At 33.1% G+C, this 18750-nt stretch carries 17 protein-coding genes and 1 tRNA gene; 3 read left to right on the top strand and 15 right to left on the bottom strand.

Annotation, left to right across the window (positions count from 1 at the left end):
• Positions 1 to 4: 4 nt before the first annotated feature.
• Entirely contained in the window at positions 5 to 727 is a 723-nt protein-coding gene (locus tag E0F76_RS16205) for an SGNH/GDSL hydrolase family protein (protein WP_132008554.1), read from the top strand.
• 28 nt (positions 728 to 755) lie between these two features.
• Here E0F76_RS16205 and E0F76_RS16200 read toward each other — a convergent pair whose 3' ends face one another.
• The 13 genes from E0F76_RS16200 to E0F76_RS16140 form a co-directional block, all read right to left on the bottom strand.
• A complete protein-coding gene (locus E0F76_RS16200; RefSeq protein ID WP_132008551.1) occupies positions 756 to 1082 on the bottom strand; it encodes a 2Fe-2S iron-sulfur cluster-binding protein in 327 nt (108 codons plus the stop codon).
• A 220-nt stretch (positions 1083 to 1302) separates the two neighbouring features.
• On the bottom strand, positions 1303 to 1542 hold the full coding sequence (locus E0F76_RS16195; protein WP_132008548.1) for a NifU family protein: 240 nt from the start codon (positions 1540 to 1542) through the stop codon (positions 1303 to 1305).
• Between the two features lie 16 nt (positions 1543 to 1558).
• Positions 1559 to 2686 (bottom strand): Mrp/NBP35 family ATP-binding protein, encoded by a 1128-nt coding sequence (locus E0F76_RS16190; RefSeq protein ID WP_132008545.1) that lies wholly within the window; start codon positions 2684 to 2686, stop codon positions 1559 to 1561.
• A gap of 187 nt (positions 2687 to 2873) precedes the next feature.
• Positions 2874 to 3206 (bottom strand): MGMT family protein, encoded by a 333-nt coding sequence (locus E0F76_RS16185; RefSeq protein ID WP_132008542.1) that lies wholly within the window; start codon positions 3204 to 3206, stop codon positions 2874 to 2876.
• Between the two features lie 5 nt (positions 3207 to 3211).
• Positions 3212 to 3844, bottom strand: a complete 633-nt coding sequence (locus tag E0F76_RS16180; RefSeq protein WP_132008539.1) for a LysE family transporter — start codon at positions 3842 to 3844, stop codon at positions 3212 to 3214.
• A gap of 54 nt (positions 3845 to 3898) precedes the next feature.
• A complete protein-coding gene (gene trmB / locus E0F76_RS16175) occupies positions 3899 to 4576 on the bottom strand; it encodes a tRNA (guanosine(46)-N7)-methyltransferase TrmB (protein WP_132008536.1) in 678 nt (225 codons plus the stop codon).
• A gap of 691 nt (positions 4577 to 5267) precedes the next feature.
• Positions 5268 to 5582 carry an HPF/RaiA family ribosome-associated protein gene (locus E0F76_RS16170; protein WP_132008533.1) on the bottom strand — a complete coding sequence of 105 codons (315 nt, stop codon included), beginning with the start codon at positions 5580 to 5582 and terminating at the stop codon, positions 5268 to 5270.
• 454 nt (positions 5583 to 6036) lie between these two features.
• Complete coding sequence (locus E0F76_RS16165; RefSeq protein WP_132008530.1) at positions 6037 to 6534, bottom strand: threonine/serine exporter family protein; 498 nt, start codon at positions 6532 to 6534, stop codon at positions 6037 to 6039.
• Position 6535: 1 nt separating this feature from the next.
• Complete coding sequence (locus E0F76_RS16160; RefSeq protein ID WP_132008528.1) at positions 6536 to 7309, bottom strand: threonine/serine exporter family protein; 774 nt, start codon at positions 7307 to 7309, stop codon at positions 6536 to 6538.
• A gap of 146 nt (positions 7310 to 7455) precedes the next feature.
• Positions 7456 to 8229, bottom strand: coding sequence for an HNH endonuclease (locus E0F76_RS16155; protein WP_132008526.1), 774 nt, complete (start codon positions 8227 to 8229; stop codon positions 7456 to 7458).
• Positions 8230 to 8236: 7 nt separating this feature from the next.
• Complete coding sequence (locus tag E0F76_RS16150; protein ID WP_132008523.1) at positions 8237 to 9835, bottom strand: response regulator receiver domain; 1599 nt, start codon at positions 9833 to 9835, stop codon at positions 8237 to 8239.
• Entirely contained in the window at positions 9828 to 12818 is a 2991-nt protein-coding gene (locus E0F76_RS16145; protein ID WP_132008521.1) for an ATP-binding protein, read from the bottom strand. Before E0F76_RS16145 ends, E0F76_RS16150 begins: the two co-directional genes overlap by 8 nt.
• Complete coding sequence (locus tag E0F76_RS16140; RefSeq protein ID WP_132008518.1) at positions 12805 to 13878, bottom strand: DNA cytosine methyltransferase; 1074 nt, start codon at positions 13876 to 13878, stop codon at positions 12805 to 12807. The genes E0F76_RS16145 and E0F76_RS16140 overlap by 14 nt, the downstream gene beginning before the upstream one ends.
• Before the next feature lie 385 nt (positions 13879 to 14263).
• Here E0F76_RS16140 and E0F76_RS16135 point away from each other — a divergent pair, with 385 nt between their 5' ends.
• Positions 14264 to 15853 (top strand): L,D-transpeptidase family protein, encoded by a 1590-nt coding sequence (locus tag E0F76_RS16135; RefSeq protein WP_132008515.1) that lies wholly within the window; start codon positions 14264 to 14266, stop codon positions 15851 to 15853.
• A gap of 275 nt (positions 15854 to 16128) precedes the next feature.
• On the opposite strand, the gene E0F76_RS16130 is transcribed toward E0F76_RS16135, so the two are convergent.
• Both E0F76_RS16130 and E0F76_RS16125 read right to left on the bottom strand, forming a co-directional pair.
• Positions 16129 to 17598 (bottom strand): glycoside hydrolase family 130 protein, encoded by a 1470-nt coding sequence (locus E0F76_RS16130; protein WP_132008512.1) that lies wholly within the window; start codon positions 17596 to 17598, stop codon positions 16129 to 16131.
• A 207-nt stretch (positions 17599 to 17805) separates the two neighbouring features.
• A tRNA-Ala gene (locus E0F76_RS16125) sits at positions 17806 to 17879 on the bottom strand.
• 105 nt (positions 17880 to 17984) lie between these two features.
• On the opposite strand from E0F76_RS16125, the gene E0F76_RS16120 reads away from it, so the two are divergent.
• Positions 17985 to 18749 (top strand): enoyl-CoA hydratase/isomerase family protein, encoded by a 765-nt coding sequence (locus tag E0F76_RS16120; RefSeq protein WP_132008509.1) that lies wholly within the window; start codon positions 17985 to 17987, stop codon positions 18747 to 18749.
• Position 18750 lies beyond the last annotated feature (1 nt).

Raw genomic sequence — 18750 nt, 5'->3', positions numbered from 1 at the left:
TTTTATGAAAACACTTATAAACGTTGTAGCAGTATTTTTTATATCCTTCACTTTTTTAAGTTGCAGTAGTGAAAATACAACTCCTGAAATTTTATCACTGCCAGTAAAAAGACAATTGAACTACTTGGCTCTTGGGGACAGTTATACCATTGGGCAAAGCGTTTGTGAAAGCTGTCGGTTTCCGGAACAACTAAAGTCAGGTTTACAAAAATCCTTCTCTAATAACACTTTTTCTCTTGAAATCATTGCGACAACGGGTTGGACAACAACCAACTTAATTTCGGATATAGCTACTCAAAATCCACAGGCCAATTATGATTTTGTAACCCTATTAATTGGTGTTAACAATCAATACCAACACCAACCTTTTTCGGTATATGAACAAGAATTTCCACAATTAGTAAGCACGGCTATTAAATTAGCCAAAGGAGATAAATCTAAATTAATTGTCGTTTCTATACCTGATTATGCCTTTACACCTTATGGTAAAAGGCTTAATGCAACTACTTCGGCAGCCATTTCTTTAGAACTGGAACAATACAATACTTTTGCAAAAAACTATTGCGTACAAAAAAATATTGAATTTGTGAATATTACCGATATTACACAACAAGGATTGGCAAACCCAGATTTGGTTGCTTCTGATGGCTTACATCCTTCAGAATTGGCTTATGCTAAATTTGTAGAACGCATTTTACCCAAAGCTATTCCAATTTTTGCGAATTAAAAAAAGCGCGAATTTCTTCGCGCTTTTTTTATACTATGGGAGCCAATGCTATTTCTATGCCTTCCATAGCTACAGTTATTGGAATTTGACAACTCAAACGACTATTGGATTTTAGGTGCATTAATCTCGAAAGTGTCGCTTCTTCCATATCTCTTTTTTCAGGAGTATTTACATCCTTTAAAACATAACAATGACAACTAGAACACATCAATTTCCCGCCACATATTCCAACAGTTCCAAGTGGTTCTATTTCATAAGCTTGAACGACTTGCATTAAATTCAAAGCCATATCTGTTGGCACTTTAACTTTATGCGGTTGCCCTTTACGGTCTGTAATATATATTGTTATATCCATTGAATAATAAAGTAATAATAGCAAATCCTAAAAAGCTATTGGGCATGCGTGAAAAACGATTTCACTTTAATTCTGTTTTACAGAGGAATACAGTGACATTCATTTGAAGTAAAAATTCTATTTATTTATTTTGGGAAAGTGCAACAAAAACCCCAACCACACTGCAATGCAAGTGAAAGTGTAGGCCTTGCCCCAATTCCTAAAAGCAAAGACAGAATGATTATGCTATATTGACGACTGTTTCAATTTGAGGAGCATATTTTTTGATTGTAGTTTCCACCCCAGCTCTTAGTGTCATGTGACTTACGCTACAACTGGTACAAGCTCCTTCGAGTCGCACTTTTACATGTTTACCTTCCTCTATGGAAACAAGTTGTATATCACCCCCGTCAGAATTTAAAAAAGGACGAATTTCTTCAAGTGCTTTTAAAATATTGCTTGTTAATTCTTCTGTTGTCATTTATTAAAATTATAAATTATTTTTTAACTGCGGCACAACCAGCCATAGTTGTTATTTTAACTGCTTCGGTAGCAGGTAAATTTTCATTTCTATCGATCACTTCTCTAACTACATTTCTTGTAATTTCTTCAAAAACTGTTTCAATAACGGAACCCGTTTGCATGGCCGCTGGACGACCACAATCTCCCGCTTCACGAATTGATTGCACTATAGGAACTTCGCCTAAGAAAGGGACTTGTAAATCTTCTGAAAGATCTTTAGCGCCTTCTTTTCCAAAGATATAATATTTATTATTTGGCAATTCCTCAGGTGTAAAATACGCCATATTTTCAATAATTCCAAGAACAGGAACATTTATCGCTTCAGACATAAACATGGAAACCCCTTTTTTTGCATCAGCAAGTGCTACAGCTTGCGGTGTACTCACCACCACTGCACCTGTAATAGGTAAAGCTTGCACTATAGACAAATGAATATCCCCAGTTCCTGGAGGTAAATCAAGAAGCATAAAGTCTAATTCGCCCCAATCAGCATCAAAAATCATTTGGTTTAACGCTTTTGAAGCCATTGGTCCACGCCATACAACTGCTTGACTTGGAGACGTGAAAAATCCAATCGAAAGAATTTTAACTCCATAACTTTCAACAGGTTTCATTTTAGATTTTCCATCGACAGTTACTGACAATGGTTTTTCTGATTCTACATCAAACATAATTGGCATTGATGGCCCGTATATATCAGCATCTAAAACACCTACTGAAAAACCCATTTTTGTTAATGTCACTGCTAAATTTGCGGTAACTGTAGATTTTCCTACACCTCCTTTACCAGAGGCAACGGCAATAATATTTTTGATTCCAGGAATCGATTTTCCTTTGATTTCTGCTTTTTCAGGAGCTTCAATTTTTACATTAATTTTTATTTTTGCATCAGGAAAAACTTTTTCAAGAATTGTTTTCTTTATATCATCTTCTGCACGTTTGCGTATATGCATTGCCGGTACATGCAACACTAATTCAATTACAACCTCATCACCAAATACTACAACATTAGCAATTGCTCCGCTTTCTACCATGTTTTTCCCTTCGCCTGCAACAGTAATCGATTCTAAGGCTTTAAGAATTTCTTTTTTATCTAATTTCATTTGATGCTATTTATCGTTTTCAATCGGAAAAATCCAATCGAGATATTATTTTTATTTAAACTAATTCTATTGAAATATCTAGAGTGCAAAGATACAATGAAAAGTTCTTATTATAAAGGTTTTGGATGCGATTAATTGCAATCGAAAAGCAGTAGTTCCACAACTCCTTTTGCTGTTATTTATGAATTTACAATCCTATTTCAGGTTCCCAAAACACTTTTTCGAAATCCACAATTTGATTGTTTTCGACTTTTACACCTTCACTTTCCAACAGTTGTTGCATCAAATTTGTTCCGTCAAAATGGTGTTTTCCAGTCAACAATCCCTTTCTATTTACCACTCTATGTGCTGGAACATCTTCTAAGTTGTGCGCGGCATTCATTGCCCATCCTACCATTCTGGCTGAACGTGCGGCGCCAAGTGTTTTTGCAATTGCTCCATAAGAAGTTACTTTTCCGTAGGGAATTTGTCTGGCAACGGCATAGACTCTTTCGAAAAAATTATCGTTTAGCTTGTCCATCCCTATTACCAATAATATTGAATAATATTGATCAAAGTAATAATTGAAATCAGACCCGTAATAATTCCAACAATGGTATTCATGTTTTTCATAATAAAACCTCTTTTATTTTCAGTTCTATTAAAATAGGAAATATAAATATAGAGAACTAAAAACGAACCAAATACAACCCCGATTAAAAAGATCAAAATAGAATCCGTCTCAAATGAAAAAAGATTGTATGAAGCTAGAGTAATGCTCATAAAAACATAGTAAGGTATGGGTAAAAAATTAAGAGAAGAGAGTAACATCCCATGAAAGAAACGTTTGGTTTTACTTTTCTTTTTTAATTTTCTTATTTTGTCTTTAGGCTTCTTGGCCAACCATAAAAAATAAACCGTTAGAGTAGCAAATATCCCAAAACCAATTTCCCGCATCAAAGTGACTAAATCAAGTCGACGATTGATGATTTTAGCAAATAATACCGCAAAAAAAACTTGAAGACAAATTACAATCATTGCCCCAAAAACAAACCATAACGCATTACGCCTTCCTTCCTTATGATTTACTTTTGCAGCTGTCATATTGATTAATCCTGGAGGACTAATGCCTACAAAAGCGGAAATAAATCCTAAAAATAATGGCGTTATAAATATCATAAATTATGGATAAGCTTCATAAAAAGACCAACCTTTTTTATTAGAATCAAGATACTATTCTTTAATTTTAAAACGAATGTACGTAATTGCCTTGTTAATTTCTAAATATTGTTTTTCGTAAAACGTCTGAAAAGCAGTCACTTCCTCAGGACTTCCTTCGTTTACATATACATTGTGATTCGCGTACAACACCTCATGCCCTTCTCCATGTAACAATCCCAAAGTGTAACCGTGCATGAATTCACTATCCGTTTTCAGGTTGACAACACCATCCTTTTTGAGTACTTTTTTATACAATTGTAGAAATTCCGAGTTGGTCATTCTGTGTTTTGTCCGTTTGTATTTGATTTGTGGATCCGGAAAAGTAATCCAAATCTCATCGACTTCGTTTTCGGAAAAAATATGATTGATCAATTCGATTTGCGTTCGAATGAAGGCCACATTATGCAAACCCGTATCAACAGCCGTTTTCGCTCCACGCCAAAAACGCGCGCCCTTAATATCGATACCAACAAAGTTCTTATTTGGATATTTTTCAGCCAAACCCACTGAATATTCTCCTTTGCCACAACCCAATTCTAACACTAATGGATTGTCGTTTTTGAAAAAATCGGTATTCCATTTGCCTTTTAGCGGAAATAAATCTCCCACGACATCTTCTCTACTTGGTTGAAAAACATTATCGAATGTTTCGTTTTCCTTGAATCTTTTTAATTTATTTTTACTTCCCACGCTTCCTTAAATATTTTCGGCAAAATTAATCAAATATATAAGACCGAATGGGATAGCTAAGAAAAAATAAAACAAGTGCCGTTTTTATCCAACAAAACAGCTACATTTCTACGTCCAATGTTTTTTTAGGAGCACCACATTCTGTTTTCTGAACACGCCTTGGCCTGCTCTTTGCATTATCCAAGCCCAATTACTTTATTGGAACCCTAGCAACTTCTCGCGCAATGTCATTAAGCTAAAGATTATTCTTCGTCTGTTCGAGGTGTAATTTTTTCTAAACTAATCATCGCTCAATGAATTAATGAAATAGAAATAGGCTCAAAATATACTAAGTGAAAAGATATTACTACCATGGGGGAAATTCATTAGAATAGAACTCACCAATATTGCTTAATATAATATTTTGAAACAAAACTCGAACTCAGGTAATTAACACTAATTGATTTACTGCTACACTGCCTAATTCTAATTCAGATTATACACAAAGATAACGTCATCTTTATATTGCTTTTTTTTGAAAAAAAATTACACCTCGAACAGACGGTAAAAAACTTCATGTACTGGTGCGGGTTAATTTGCTGCTATCAGGGCTCAGAAAGAATTATTTCACACAATAAAAAAACAGTCTAAAAAAATAATTTTCTTAGACTGTTTTTAGTTGAATTAATATTTAATCTATATAACCAATTTCTTAATGGGCATGTTGCTTATCGAAAGTCGAAGTAAGTGTTTTTTTAATTTTTTCGACCGCCTGAAAAAAAGCTTTTTCGATTGTATCTGCATGAGCAGTAACTGCAATAGGCTGCAATTTCGCCGGACGAGCTTCAATCACACATCGTTTATCATTCACCCCACTTTTTGCATTGTTTTCGTCTCCTAGATGCACCTCAATACGGGTTACTTTTTCCTCAAAACGAGCTAAATCTTTTTGTATTTCTTCAGTAAAATATATTTCTAATCTTTCGTGACCTTCTATGTTTTTGTCTGTATTAAATTGAATCTTCATAAGTATATTAATTATTGTTTTCTCAAATCTAATATTCTTTTTTCATTTTATCATGCCCTTTACCAAAATTTTAAGAAATAAAAAAAACACCCTTCATTCGAATAGCATTTTGATTACAAAACAAGAATTAATTAACTGTTTGCTATAAATATTGAAACTATTCCTTTTTATTTTTTTGCCGTCAAGCCGCTAAGACAGAAAGAATTTTACTGTTTTAACACTTTGTAGCTCAGGATAAATCATTCGTATTCCCTTTAGATGAAAAAGATTGCCCCTGATAAACTATTGTAAATCGAATTAATAGGTGGTTATACTTATTTTGCAGCAAAAGCAAAAACCCTATACAAAAACAATGATTTAGGCCTGCACGGATTAAAGTCGAAGTGCAGTTAAAAAAACAGACTTGAAATACAGCTTCAAATTAATTATACTTATTAGCTAGTGAACTTTCTTTTTATTTTTCTAATACTAATTCGGGTTTTATACGCTTCACCGTTTCCTTGCGTGCAATCAACATTGGAATAGCAACTCCTGCCGCCAATGACAAAATGATAAACAAAGCCGAAAGTCCATTGTTCACGGTTTCAAAAAAGAGTTTCCCATAAGCAACAGGATCTTTTTCGGCAGTCAATTTCATTATTCCTACCATGGCTTTATAGGCATAAAGTCCCGGAATCATAGGTATCAATGCTGGAAGCGCAAATGTCATTGGAGGTGATTTTCGATAATGAGCGGCCAATATACTTGCAAAACCAATAAGACTCGCACCGCTTAAAGTGGATAAAATCAGACCTACTTCGAGTGATAAAAAATAAAATTTAAGCATGCCGCCCAAAGCTGCGATAAGATAAATAACGCCCAAAGTTCTTCGTGGCACATTGAACAATACCGCAAATCCGACACCGGCACAACCCAACCATATTCCTTTTTCTAATAATGCTAAATAATCCATATTAGTGTAAATTAAAAATTAATAAAGAAGTCATCAATCCTAAGGCAATAGCAAATGCAATCACCAAGACATTTACACCTCGAGTTGTTCCGTTCAGGATATTCCCGTCTATTAAATCAGAGAAAGAATTAATCATTGGCACTCCTGGAATCAAAAACAAAACCGAAGTGGATAAGGCATGAATAGACTCGGCTTCAGGATTCAAGAACGAATAAAGTCCGACGATGAAGGAAGAGGTAAAGGCTGCAAAAAAGACACACAAATAAAAATTAAAGTGCATCTTCATCGATTCCTGTCTCACATAAAGACCAAGGAATGTTCCAACAAAACAAACTATCATTTCGACTGTCTCGCCACCCATCAATCTACAAAAAGAAGATCCTGCGAGTGCTACTAAAAACAACACTAAAAAACGTGGATAAAGTGCTTTTTTGTTGAGCAGTTTCATTTCGGTATTGATGCGCTCTACCGACCATTTTTCTTCTACAATTTTCCAACTCATCGCACTGATGTCAGCAATAAGATTGAAATTAAGATGCATGTTTGGCACCCATTTTACGCTGGTAAAGGTTTTCACTTTACTATTATACGTCAAGGTAATCATTAAGGCATGATTGGTAATCATGAGTTGCGAATCGCATTCAAAGGCACCCGCAATTCTACTAATAGTAACTTTGACACGCTCGGTATTGGCGCCAGCCACCATAAGCAGGGAACCTATTTCAAGCAGCATTTCGCCCAATTCATATTTGGTAGGTTTGGTCACTATTTCCATATAAACGCTTTTGTTGTTTTTATGCCAAATTTAATCTTTTACAAACCATGAAAAACTGATAAAACTCATGTTTATGTAAAGTGATTATTAAGTGGGGGTTTCTAATGATTTCGGTTGGCAAATGATGGAGGGAACAGAAATGGTTTTTATCTATCAAAAATGGTGTCTAAATGGAATTCTAGAAATTCTAATCTAGGGAGATATTTTATAGGTTCAGCTATTTTTAGGTTTTCAATTGCTCCAAAATGAGTTTGATAAAAACTAAACTTCATTTTCTTTTTTAAACTAGTAGATAAAATGACTTGATACTTTTGGTTGATTCCAATTAATCCTTTATCAAATGCTTTATCGTAAAGTGCCGAAAGACAAATGCCATTTTCAGGATTTAACCTTTCATTTTCATCTGTTGACCAAGGAACAATATGACTGGCTAATAATAACTCCGGAATATCAATTCCTGTAATAGCACACTTAACTCCATAGTTAGCCAAAATCATTTGTCTAAAAACGGATTGATTCACTCTAGTTTTTACTTCTCTTATTTTAGTTTCTCCTTTTATATCTTTTAATTCCAAAAAAAGATCATGGTATTTATCCTCAATTGAAATATTTTCCTTTTGTGCTAATATCAGTTCACTTTGAAAAATTAGTTCCTTTTGGTTGTGAAAATATTCATCCCAAATTGGCTGAACTATTTTTGTTCCGCCATCCATTCCTTTAATTCCCCTTGCTTGCAGAGCCGGATCTACACTGGCGAAGTTTACCAAACGTAAAGCAATCGAACTTGGCGTACGGTCAATTAAGCCAGCAAGATGAATAATGTCTTTATTAGTACTGTGCATCTTCCCGAAAGGAATTTTTAAATACAAATTAAAAGCAAGAATTAGTTCTTCTTTTGTCCAGAGGTTACGGGTTGCCATTTGTTTTTTATTTAGCAGAATTTCGCAACCATTCTGATTCGTCTAAACCAACGCGTGATAATGTTGAAGCATATTCAGCAACAATTCGTTGAGCATGTAAATCTTTTAAATCTAAAACCCATTCAAACTGTTCGTCAGAAGTATCTCTATATTTTTGAATAAAAATAAACTTACCATCTTGAATGACAGCTTCAACAACTCCATTACTATTTTCTGAAATAAATTTAATTGTCCTTAATGAAAAAGATTTTGATTCAACTTTTAATTTGACTCCCTCAGTAGTTAAAATATTAAAAGGTTTGTCTATAACTACATTTAATGGTATAAATAAAAATTTTCTTTCTGAATCTCTAATAATTCGAACACTATCACATCTTTGTTGAATACAAACGTAATATTGTTGATTATTCTGAATACTTCTGATGATTGTTCCCAAATTTAATTTTGGCAATGTAGTACTAGGTAGAAAAATATTTTTATGATGTGTTAATCTGGCAAATTCTTTGTTTATTTTAAATATATAATCTTCTTCGTTTTTGTCAATGAATAGCTTGGTTGAATCTTTAGAAAAACTTAACTTTTCTTTTTTATTCAATGAGTCAGGTAATAAAGTTTCATATCTTTTATTAACATCTTCAATTTTTGATGATAAAAGCTCTTTTAGTAATGTGTTATTTCTTATAAACTTACCTAAATTTAAATCAGGTATAGTGTCAATATAACTTTCTAAAAGTTCTACCTGAATGAAATCATCAATATTCTTATATTTTAAAATATCAATAAGTGAACTTGCAAAAAGTTCTATTAATAATAATTCTGAATCATTTTGATTTGGCAAAACAGACTTATGTCCTAAATATGCAGAATCTAAGTCTATATTAAACAATCCTAATAACTTACTCGAATTTTCTCTTAAAGTAGTTAATGAAAGTAATGCAAAATTTGATAAAAGACCAGAGGTCATCGTTGTAAATTCATCTAAAACAAAATTAGGCAAATCTCTATATTTGACAATTTTATCATTTAGACCAACAAGATGATTAAATTTGTTGTCAACTTCATCATCTTCAACAGAGGATTTTGCCCTGATTAATATTTTAATATTATTTGAAGATACTTCACATGATTCTTTTATCAAATCAGGTTTTAACCCGATTAGCTCATCAAATATTTGACTTGTAATTTCATTTAAATCTATTTCTCCAGTATAAACCACTATTAATTTTAAACTTTCTTTATTATTAGAAATATCTAGAAATATATTTTTTAAAATATCTAAAGTATAAATACCTCTAGGATCATCATCATCGTCAGCATTTGGGTCTTCTATCTCATCTTCTGAAAGAATTATTTTCCAATCTAAAATTACAACATCAGCCTTTTTGACAATAGATTTAAAATTTTCTATATCTAATTTGGTTTTTGGTTGATAAACTCCACAAATTTTTTTTTCTGTAGCAAAAGCCATTGATACTTTCTGTGCATCAAAATCATGATTAGGATCATCTTCTGTTACTCCAGAATACGCTTTATCATCAATAAAAACTATGCTTTGCAAAAAGTTATTTGCAATTTCTTTTGATTTTTCAAAAAACGGATTACTCATTATCAGTAGGTTTATTACGTTCAATTCTAAAGGTAACTGTACTTCCTTCTTTAGGAGTGACAGCAGATATGTTATAATTTTCCGCATTTAAAACTTCTTTACTAATACTTAAACCCATACCTCTTCCATTTTGTTTTCTTGAAAAGCCTAAATCAAAAATTCTATCTTTATCTTGAATCGTAATTTCAATACCATTATTTGAAACATATACACCCGATTCATCAGCATGCATTCTAATTATTTTGTTTTCTACATTACTGTGGTTTAACCAATATATCGCATTGTCAATTAAATTAACAAAAACTGGATAAAATGTTGAACGAAATCCATTCATTTTTTGATTTGCAAATCCTTTAGTATGTTTAAATTCTATATTATGTCTTTCCATTCTTGACTTAAATAAATCTATTAGAAATAATTTTATTTCCATAAGTGATATTTCTTCTCTTTTTCTGTTTAGTCTCCTATTTAGTGGAGTAAACAAATTTAAATAACCATCAAGATGTTCAAAGTTTACTTTTATATTTTTATAAACGCTATCCAATTGTTGATTGACATCAGACCATGCTTTTAAGTCTTTTATACTTCCTCTGATTGATCGAACTGTACTGCTAAATTCATGATGTAGAATTCCAACAGCCAGCCCAAGTTGACTTAATTCAATATCAGCTTGAACTCTTTCTCTCAATTCTTCCAACTCCTCAGACATTGCATCAGAAATTTGATCGTTTGTTATTATTTGACCGTCATTATCTTTTTCAATATAAAAGCTTTCAAATTGTCTTATAATTCTATCCATAACAAAAGTGTTACGATTACTTATAAGTTCAATTTCATCTTCCATAGATTTTCTTTCTTCAACTAGATTAAAATCTTCAACATTATTAGTACTTAAAAGTTTGAATTTATCTTTTACTGTTCTAATTTGATTATCTAAATCTAACATCAGATCAGAAGTCAATTCTTTAATTTTCTTTGAAACATCAGTAACTATTTCATTTGTTTCATTTCTTTTTTTAGAATTTGTTTTTTTAGCTTCAACTGAAATAAAATCAACTGCCTGCTCTAATCTTTTCCTTTTACTAATTTCAATCTTTAATTTAGAAATATACTCTTCAATTAAAAAGTCAATTTTGTTATTTGCTTTGTTAAATATATTTTGTTCTAAAAGCTGAAATTCTTTTAAATAAGTTTCAAAATCTAATCTATTACCCTTAGACAAACTAAAGCCTTTTGGTCCAGATAAAGTAATGCTTTTTTTGTAATCATTTATCTTTTGTCTTGCTTGAAACTCATAGTCAATAATTTTTTGACTAGCTTCATCCGTATCTTTTATATAGATTACTGAGTTTAGATTCTTATTAGTTTCATCTAAAATTGAATCAACATCTTGTTCAAATTTAGATGAAGTTAAATTTTTAAAGAAAACATCTAAATTTTGAATAAACTTTTCTTTTTTCCCTTTTGCAAGTTTGTCTCTTCTTTCAAGTGCATTATGAAATGAATTAATTTCTTCTTTCTTCTTTTGATAAAATTCCGATTGAATATTTTTCCCAGTTGGGTCAAAAAAATCACTTGCTAACTGAATTACAAAATTCCTCAAGATGTCTTGAAAATGTCTATAAGCTTTGTTTTCAATAAACCCTTCTCTACCAGCTTTTTCTACTAACTTGAAATTAATTTTTGAATTAATTTCAATAACTCCAAACATTCTTCTATGGGAGAAAAAAAATGTACTTGCTCTTTTAGTTCTGTTTTTTTCAATATGAAGAAAATCATAATCTATATCTCCATAAGGTAAAACCCTAATATTATCTTTATAGATATACAATGCACCAAATTTATTAGTCTTGTTACTCAAAACAGCCCAGTTATGTGGGTCAATTTTAGAACTCTTTAGATCCCCTTGAATATAAACAAAATTAATTTTAAATGGACCGCAATCAGTTTCTTTAAAATTGTTACCGTTCCAATTTATAATATGGTTTTCATATTCTTTTTCTCCATAAATATTAATATTACCCTTAAATTGTCCAAATTCATCAAAATCACCTTCAAAATGATGATCCGCAATTTCAAATTCTTGTGGAGTGAAAAATTGTTCTTTTTCAATGATATCATAATAAGTTCCATCATCTCCTCTATAGTCTCTAAATGAAATGTCAATTACTGACTTAGGATGATTTGGAGTCATTGTGTTATGAAAACCCATCAACATTTTTTCAATTTTAGTGGCTTCTTTTTTTTCTCTATCACCCTCTATATCAAAGATTAATGTTTCACTTACGGGGTTTATATAAAAAAATGTACCACCTTTATTATCTGTTAACTTAAAGTCTCCAATAAGATTATTATTGAGTTCTTTTGGGTCAATATCAAAATTAATTACAGAAAGAGCTATTCTTTCATAATCTTCAAATGAAATTATATCTTTTTCTTTAAGTCCTTTTAGAGAATTCAGAACTTCATGTCTTAAATCATGAAATTCTATCAAATCAGGAATTTCATCGAATTCTTTTATAGGTATTATAATATCCTCTAAATTTATTCCTGGCAATTCAAATAATTCCCAATTAATAAATACCGCAACAATTTTATACTCTTTTTCCCTCTGTTTAGCTTTTGAAATAATTAAAACTTGTTTACCAATTGAAGCAATAGCTAATCTTCCAATTCCTTTTTCACCCATAACAGGTCTTAAAGCTTTAGTCGAGTCTTTTGGAGGTAGTACTGTTTTTCTATTTATAAATTTACTTTCCGTTCCAATAGTTAACCATCTTGTTTCAAATTCTTCTTTGGTCATACCCAAACCATCATCCCTCAAAATAAGTAAATTGTCTTTTCTTAAAAAATCAACATCAAATTTATCAGCATAAGCATCATGAGCATTTTTTATAAGTTCGTTAATTGCTGTAGGAATCCCAGCAATTTGTTGGCGACCTAATAAATCTAATGCTCTTGCTCTGGTTTTAAATTGCGCCATTCAAATGATTGTTTATTATTGCCTCGCCAATACATTTTGCATATTGAGGTGGAACTGCATTCCCTATTATTCTTGCAATAGAGGATGTGCTGGTTCCATGAAATTTATATTCTTTTGGGAAAGATTGCAAAGTTGCACCTTCACGTAATGACAATGCTCTGTCTTCATCAGGATGGACAAAACGACCATTAGAAATACTAAAAAACTTTGTTGTAATTGTTGGTGATGGTTTATCCCACCACAAACGACCAAAAGTATCTTTAAAAGAACTATCCTTACCTTCAAAACAAGCTAATTGCAATTCTGGATCATTGGCAAAACCTAATCGGTTTCCTCCATCTTTTGCTACTTTCTTTAGTCTTCTTTTATTCACTGCCGAGATAGAAGCTACGGTATGTAAAAATTCTGTTTCGTCTTTGTAACCGTCTTTTATTTGAGGAAAACCATTTGTTAGTCCTAAAACATCTCTAACGGTAATTTTTTTATCTACGCTTTTTATTAAATCTATACGTTCGTCAGTTACTCGATTAGCAATCAAAGTAAATCTTTTTCGGCTTTGTGGAACACCATATTCGGCAACGTTATGAACTTCAAAGTGCACTTTATAATGATTCTTTTCGAGCCAAATTATAAAATCTTCAAGTCCGCTTTCAGTTTTCTTTCTTAAAACTCCAGGAACATTTTCTACTACAACATATCCTGGATTAAAGTATTTCACAAAACGAGTAAACTCAATTAATAAATTTGCTGATTTTGTTGATTTGGTTTTATCAGTATTAATGATACTCCAAAATTGGCATGGACTACAACCTATTAAAATTAAATCATTATCATTACGATCAAGATTTAATCTTGTTTCCAATTCTTCTTCTCTCAATTCAAAAACATCAGCTTGGATAAATTGTGCGCCAGTAATATTGTCTTCGTAAGTTTTTTTACAATTTGGCTCATAGTCAATTCCAGCTAGAACATTTATACCTGCTTCTACCATACCATAACTCATGCCGCCACCGCCACAAAAAAAGTCAACAGCTTTTAAAGGGATAACTTTATCCTCCATAATTTAATAATTCTTGAATTTTTATATCGAGTACTTTTGAAAGTTCTAAATTTTGAATATAGTGATATTGTTTTCTACATCTTATTTGTAAGAAAAACATATACGTCAAAGTTAAAAATAAATGTCAAATATTCTACAAAAGAAACCTTTAGTTCACCATTGACTATTTTATTTCACTTTTACTCATAATAAATGTATATTTATTCTAACAATTGACCTGCTTACTATTGTCCTCATTGTAAAATAACCATTAATCTTTACAACAAAAAACCACCAATCTCTCCATCCAGCTTTTTAAAAACACCCTTTCAAAAATCAATCTGCAATACTTTCGAACCTTCTTCCTTTTTTGTATCTTTATGATTGCATAAAAAATTCATTCTTTATGAAACACTTTCGTACTAGCATGCTCGACCTTTTCGGTTGCTTATTGCTGTTTACTTTTTCGTGTCAATTCAAAGAGAAAGAAGCTGTTGCTACTGTGCCCGTTCGAGTTCCCATTCAGGAATTCGTTCCCCAAACTTTCGACAGTAGCTTAGTGGCTCCTTTCTTTGTAAAATACCCCAAATTCAGTTTTTTGAAACGCGAGGTGTTGCAATTGTACCGCAAACGCCACTACCAACATTTGTGGTACGATCGAAAGGGCTTGAACGAATTTGCCAAATTACTCTATGACAAAGCCAATAATTTGGATCAGGAAGGCTTGCATATTGAGATTCCTTACAAAGAGCGCATCAGCGATTTGCTTGCCAAATCAGATAACAGTGACAAACAAAATTTAGAAGCCGAACTTTTTATGTCGTCCCTTTATTTCTTTTATGCCGATAAAGTTTACAAAGGAATTGACGCCGAAAAATCGACGGAATTGGGCTGGTATTTACCCCGAAATAAACAATCTTTCGAAACCAGATTAGATTCCCTTCTTTTGGATCCAAAGCGGATTAACTCACCCGATAAAGATGTTTTAGACCAATATTATTTATTAAAAACGGCCTTGCAAAAATACCGTACTATAGAAAAAAAAGGCGGTTGGGATGCTATTGCTATTCCCGACAATATGAAAACCTTGAGATTGGGCGATTCTTCGGAAGTGATTCCGGAAGTACGAAAACGTCTCGTAGTTACTGGCGAGTTGACCACCGATTCAAAAAGCACAACATTCGACAGCGAATTAATGGCCGGTTTATACAAATACAAAGAACACATTGGGATTTCTCCGGATTCTATACTGACGTCGAAAAATATCCAAATAATGAATATTCCGGTAAGTGAACGCATCAAGACGATTATGGTCAATATGGAACGCTGCCGTTGGTTTTCGCCTAGTTTGACCAAATCCAAACAATTTATTGTAGTGAATATTCCTTCCTTTACGCTTACTTATTTCAAAGACGGTAAACCAGCGTTAGTTTCTAAAGTGGTGGTAGGAAAAGAATTGAACGAAACCGTGGTTTTTAGTGGCGATATGAACCAAATTGTATTTAGTCCCTACTGGAACGTACCTCCCAGTATTTTGAAAAATGAGATTTTACCAGCTATTGCCAAAAACAGCAACTATCTGGAAGAAAACGATATGGAATGGTATAAAGACAGGGTGCGTCAAAAACCGGGTCCTAAAAATGCATTGGGTTTGGTAAAGTTTCTTTTTCCAAATTCGCATACGATTTATATGCACGACACCCCATCGAAAACCTTATTTAATAGAGACAGCCGAAGCTTCAGCCACGGTTGTATTCGCGTAGCGCGTCCTCGTGATTTGGCTATTATGATACTGAAGGACGACCCGAAATGGCCTGTTGAAAAAATTGATGAAGCGATGAACGCTGGCAAAGAAAAAGCTTATACCTTGAAAAAAAGAATTCCTGTGTTTATAGGTTATTTTACGGCCTGGGTAGGATCGGATGGTGAAATCAGCTTTTATAATGACATCTATAACAGGGATGAACGCTTAGCTGAATTATTACTTTCGAATTGATTTTTTGTGTTTTACAAATTTGAAATGAGATAGGCCTCTCGACTTTAGCCTTATGTCCTTATAAATATATAATTTTTCGATAAAAAGTGACTATTGCGAGATTGGTGTTTTTTGAAAACAGAGACTTCTCGTTTATCGTGATGCCATAGCCCTGATGAAAGCGGCATCTCCCGCTTTAGAAAAACAAGGCTTTTTTTGCCGTAGTTTTTGTTAATCGGGAATATAGCGGACAGCAGGATAAAGCTCCTAAAAAAACGGATTGTATAATTGATATTTTAATACCTGCTTTTTTTCAAGGCATCGAGCAATTCTACCATATCTACCGTGCCATAAGTGGAGGAATAATCCGAGACGGCATAAGGCAATATTAGACTGTTGTTATGGATTATCGATCCGCAGGAATAGACTACATTTGGCACATAGCCTTCGCGTTCATCTTCTTGAGGCGAAAGTAAAGGCTCCTCAAGTCTTCCTATTTCCTTTGAGGGGTCATCGAGATCAAATAACGAAGCTCCAATACAATATTGTCGCATGGAACCTACACCATGGGTTATTATTAACCAACCTTCCTCGGTCCATATCGGAGATCCACAGTTTCCAATTTGCGTGAATTCCCATGGATAGCGTGGCTGTTGTATACAAACAGGATTATTCCATTCCGTTGCTCTATCAGAGTACATTAGGTAATTATTTACCCCATCAATCCTGGAAAGCATGGCGTATTTCCCTTTGATTTTTCTAGGAAACATCGCTAGATTTTTATTTTTAGCACCATCACCCCGCAATGGCATTACATGGAAAGAATAAAAATCCTCTGTTGAAATAAGTTTAGGAAGTATCGCGTGTCCATTATAAGCGGTATAAGTTGCAAATACTTTTTCGGATTTATCGTCCTCTATAAAGCGAACGAAACGGGCGTCCTCAATACCGCGGCTTTCCGATTCTGATATTGGAAATATAACGCGTTCCGTAATATCTGAATCGTGTTTGAATTGAATATCGTAAAATGAATCAGCCAACCATAAAATTTCTTCGAGTGAAGTTTTCTTATTAAGGCTTAGTGGTTGTTCAGCTAAGGATTTATCAATGGCATTTTTTAAAGCGTGATATCCAAATTGTCCTGGAAGGTCATTTAGAATTTTGGCTGAGTATTTTGTAGGGGTATGCATTTCTTCCAATTTCATGGCGAATCGTTTTTTATTATACTCCCCTTTATGCACAATCTCGGCCTTATCAATCAGATTTCCAATTTTCATTATTTGCAAATCATTGTTTCCATCGAGAATTCCTCTTCTAAAAACAATGGAAGAAATATGCCCTTCACCAGTAGCTCGGAAGGAAAGAATGACCCGTTTTTCTCCCCTTTGAAGTCCTGACTGGTCTAAATCTTCAATAATAGAAGGATTGAAAAAAGCCGCCGATTCAATAGCATACTCCATGGTGCAATAGGAACCGATCAGCATTTTACGCTCATAGGATAAGGTATTGTAATTGATTTGCATGTCCTCTATTATTCCCCGTATGCTTTCGCAATGTCTAAAAAAAGTATGGGAAATATTTCGGTGCCTCCTTGCAAACTCGCGAAGTGTGCGTTCAAGAGTGTGATTTACTTGTTTTTCATCCAATATCATAATACGAGCTATTATTTCTTTGGTTCTTTGATCACCATTCACAAAATAACGGGCAACAACTCTGCTAGAATCAGGAAGGAAATTTATATTTTTTCGGGTGACAGTAACTCTCATGTATATATATTAATAAATAAAGTTTAGAAACATCGATAAAATGGGAATTTAACAAATCCCTAATTTCGATTCTAAAATAATACTAAAGGTAGTGAAAATCTTGCTTATCAATAAAATATTTAAAAAAACACTGGAAATAGCAATGCAAACAGTTATGAAACAAAAAAACCATAACTACTAAAAAAGTAATTATGGTTTTAATTTAAGTGGAGAATATCGGATTCGAACCGACCACCTCTTGCCTGCCAGGCAAGCGCTCTAGCCAAATGAGCTAATCCCCCAATAGTGCCGCAAATATAACATTAAAATCATGCATCAAGCAAATTTAGAAAAATAAATTATCCCCTTCCCCTTAATATTTTTAACTTTACATTAAAATTATTGAAATGAAAAATAATAATCCAAACGGCATACTCCAATCGACATTCGAAAACTCGATCGCAACTCTTGAATTTGGCCACCCAGCGAGTAATTCTTTCCCTTCGGATTTACTAAATCGTTTGACTAATGAACTTAATAATTTAAGCCAGAACCCAGCTGTTGCAGTGATTATTTTAAAAAGTAGCGGAAAAGGTACTTTTTGTGCAGGTGCTTCTTTTGATGAACTTTTGGAAGTTTCAAATCCGGAAGAAGCTACAAAATTCTTTTCAGGTTTTGCCAATGTGCTCAACGCAATGCGCAACTGTTCGAAAATAATTATTGGTCGCATTCACGGAAGAGCCGTTGGAGGCGGAGTAGGCATTGTTGCTGCTTGTGATTATGCTTTTGGAACTGTCGAAAGCAGTCTAAAATTGTCCGAATTAGCAATCGGAATTGGTCCTTTTGTAATTGAACCTGCCGTTAGCCGAAAAATAGGAAAATCGGCAATGACCGAAATGACTTTGGATACAGAATGGAAAACTGCAACTTGGGCAAGCCAAAAAGGGCTTTATTCTAAAGTCTTTGCCAACCAAAATACCCTAGATCTAGAAGTCATTTCATTTGCTAAAAAATTGGTAACTTATAATCCAGAAGCTTTAACGGAAATGAAAAAAGTACTTTGGGAAGGAACAGAAAATTGGTCCACTTTACTGTATGAAAGAGCTCATTTATCTGGAAAATTGGTGTTGTCTGATTTCTCCAGAAACGCATTAAGTCAATTTAAAAAATAAA

The organism is Flavobacterium cellulosilyticum, from assembly GCF_004349355.1.
GTDB classification, from domain to species: domain Bacteria; phylum Bacteroidota; class Bacteroidia; order Flavobacteriales; family Flavobacteriaceae; genus Flavobacterium; species Flavobacterium cellulosilyticum.
This window is presented reverse-complemented; position numbering and strand designations above follow the sequence as displayed.

Excerpts from the sequence above, each read along its gene's own strand:
- E0F76_RS16205 (WP_132008554.1), top strand. The coding sequence starts at position 5 with ATGAAAACACTTATAAACGTTGTAGCAGTATTTTTTATATCCTTCACT.
- E0F76_RS16200 (WP_132008551.1), bottom strand. The coding sequence starts at position 1,082 with ATGGATATAACAATATATATTACAGACCGTAAAGGGCAACCGCATAAA.
- E0F76_RS16195 (WP_132008548.1), bottom strand. The coding sequence starts at position 1,542 with ATGACAACAGAAGAATTAACAAGCAATATTTTAAAAGCACTTGAAGAA.
- E0F76_RS16190 (WP_132008545.1), bottom strand. The coding sequence starts at position 2,686 with ATGAAATTAGATAAAAAAGAAATTCTTAAAGCCTTAGAATCGATTACT.
- E0F76_RS16185 (WP_132008542.1), bottom strand. The coding sequence starts at position 3,206 with ATGGACAAGCTAAACGATAATTTTTTCGAAAGAGTCTATGCCGTTGCC.
- E0F76_RS16180 (WP_132008539.1), bottom strand. The coding sequence starts at position 3,844 with ATGATATTTATAACGCCATTATTTTTAGGATTTATTTCCGCTTTTGTA.
- E0F76_RS16170 (WP_132008533.1), bottom strand. The coding sequence starts at position 5,582 with ATGAAGATTCAATTTAATACAGACAAAAACATAGAAGGTCACGAAAGA.
- E0F76_RS16165 (WP_132008530.1), bottom strand. The coding sequence starts at position 6,534 with ATGGATTATTTAGCATTATTAGAAAAAGGAATATGGTTGGGTTGTGCC.
- E0F76_RS16160 (WP_132008528.1), bottom strand. The coding sequence starts at position 7,309 with ATGGAAATAGTGACCAAACCTACCAAATATGAATTGGGCGAAATGCTG.
- E0F76_RS16155 (WP_132008526.1), bottom strand. The coding sequence starts at position 8,229 with ATGGCAACCCGTAACCTCTGGACAAAAGAAGAACTAATTCTTGCTTTT.
- E0F76_RS16150 (WP_132008523.1), bottom strand. The coding sequence starts at position 9,835 with ATGAGTAATCCGTTTTTTGAAAAATCAAAAGAAATTGCAAATAACTTT.
- E0F76_RS16145 (WP_132008521.1), bottom strand. The coding sequence starts at position 12,818 with ATGGCGCAATTTAAAACCAGAGCAAGAGCATTAGATTTATTAGGTCGC.
- E0F76_RS16140 (WP_132008518.1), bottom strand. The coding sequence starts at position 13,878 with ATGGAGGATAAAGTTATCCCTTTAAAAGCTGTTGACTTTTTTTGTGGC.
- E0F76_RS16135 (WP_132008515.1), top strand. The coding sequence starts at position 14,264 with ATGAAACACTTTCGTACTAGCATGCTCGACCTTTTCGGTTGCTTATTG.
- E0F76_RS16130 (WP_132008512.1), bottom strand. The coding sequence starts at position 17,598 with ATGAGAGTTACTGTCACCCGAAAAAATATAAATTTCCTTCCTGATTCT.
- E0F76_RS16120 (WP_132008509.1), top strand. The coding sequence starts at position 17,985 with ATGAAAAATAATAATCCAAACGGCATACTCCAATCGACATTCGAAAAC.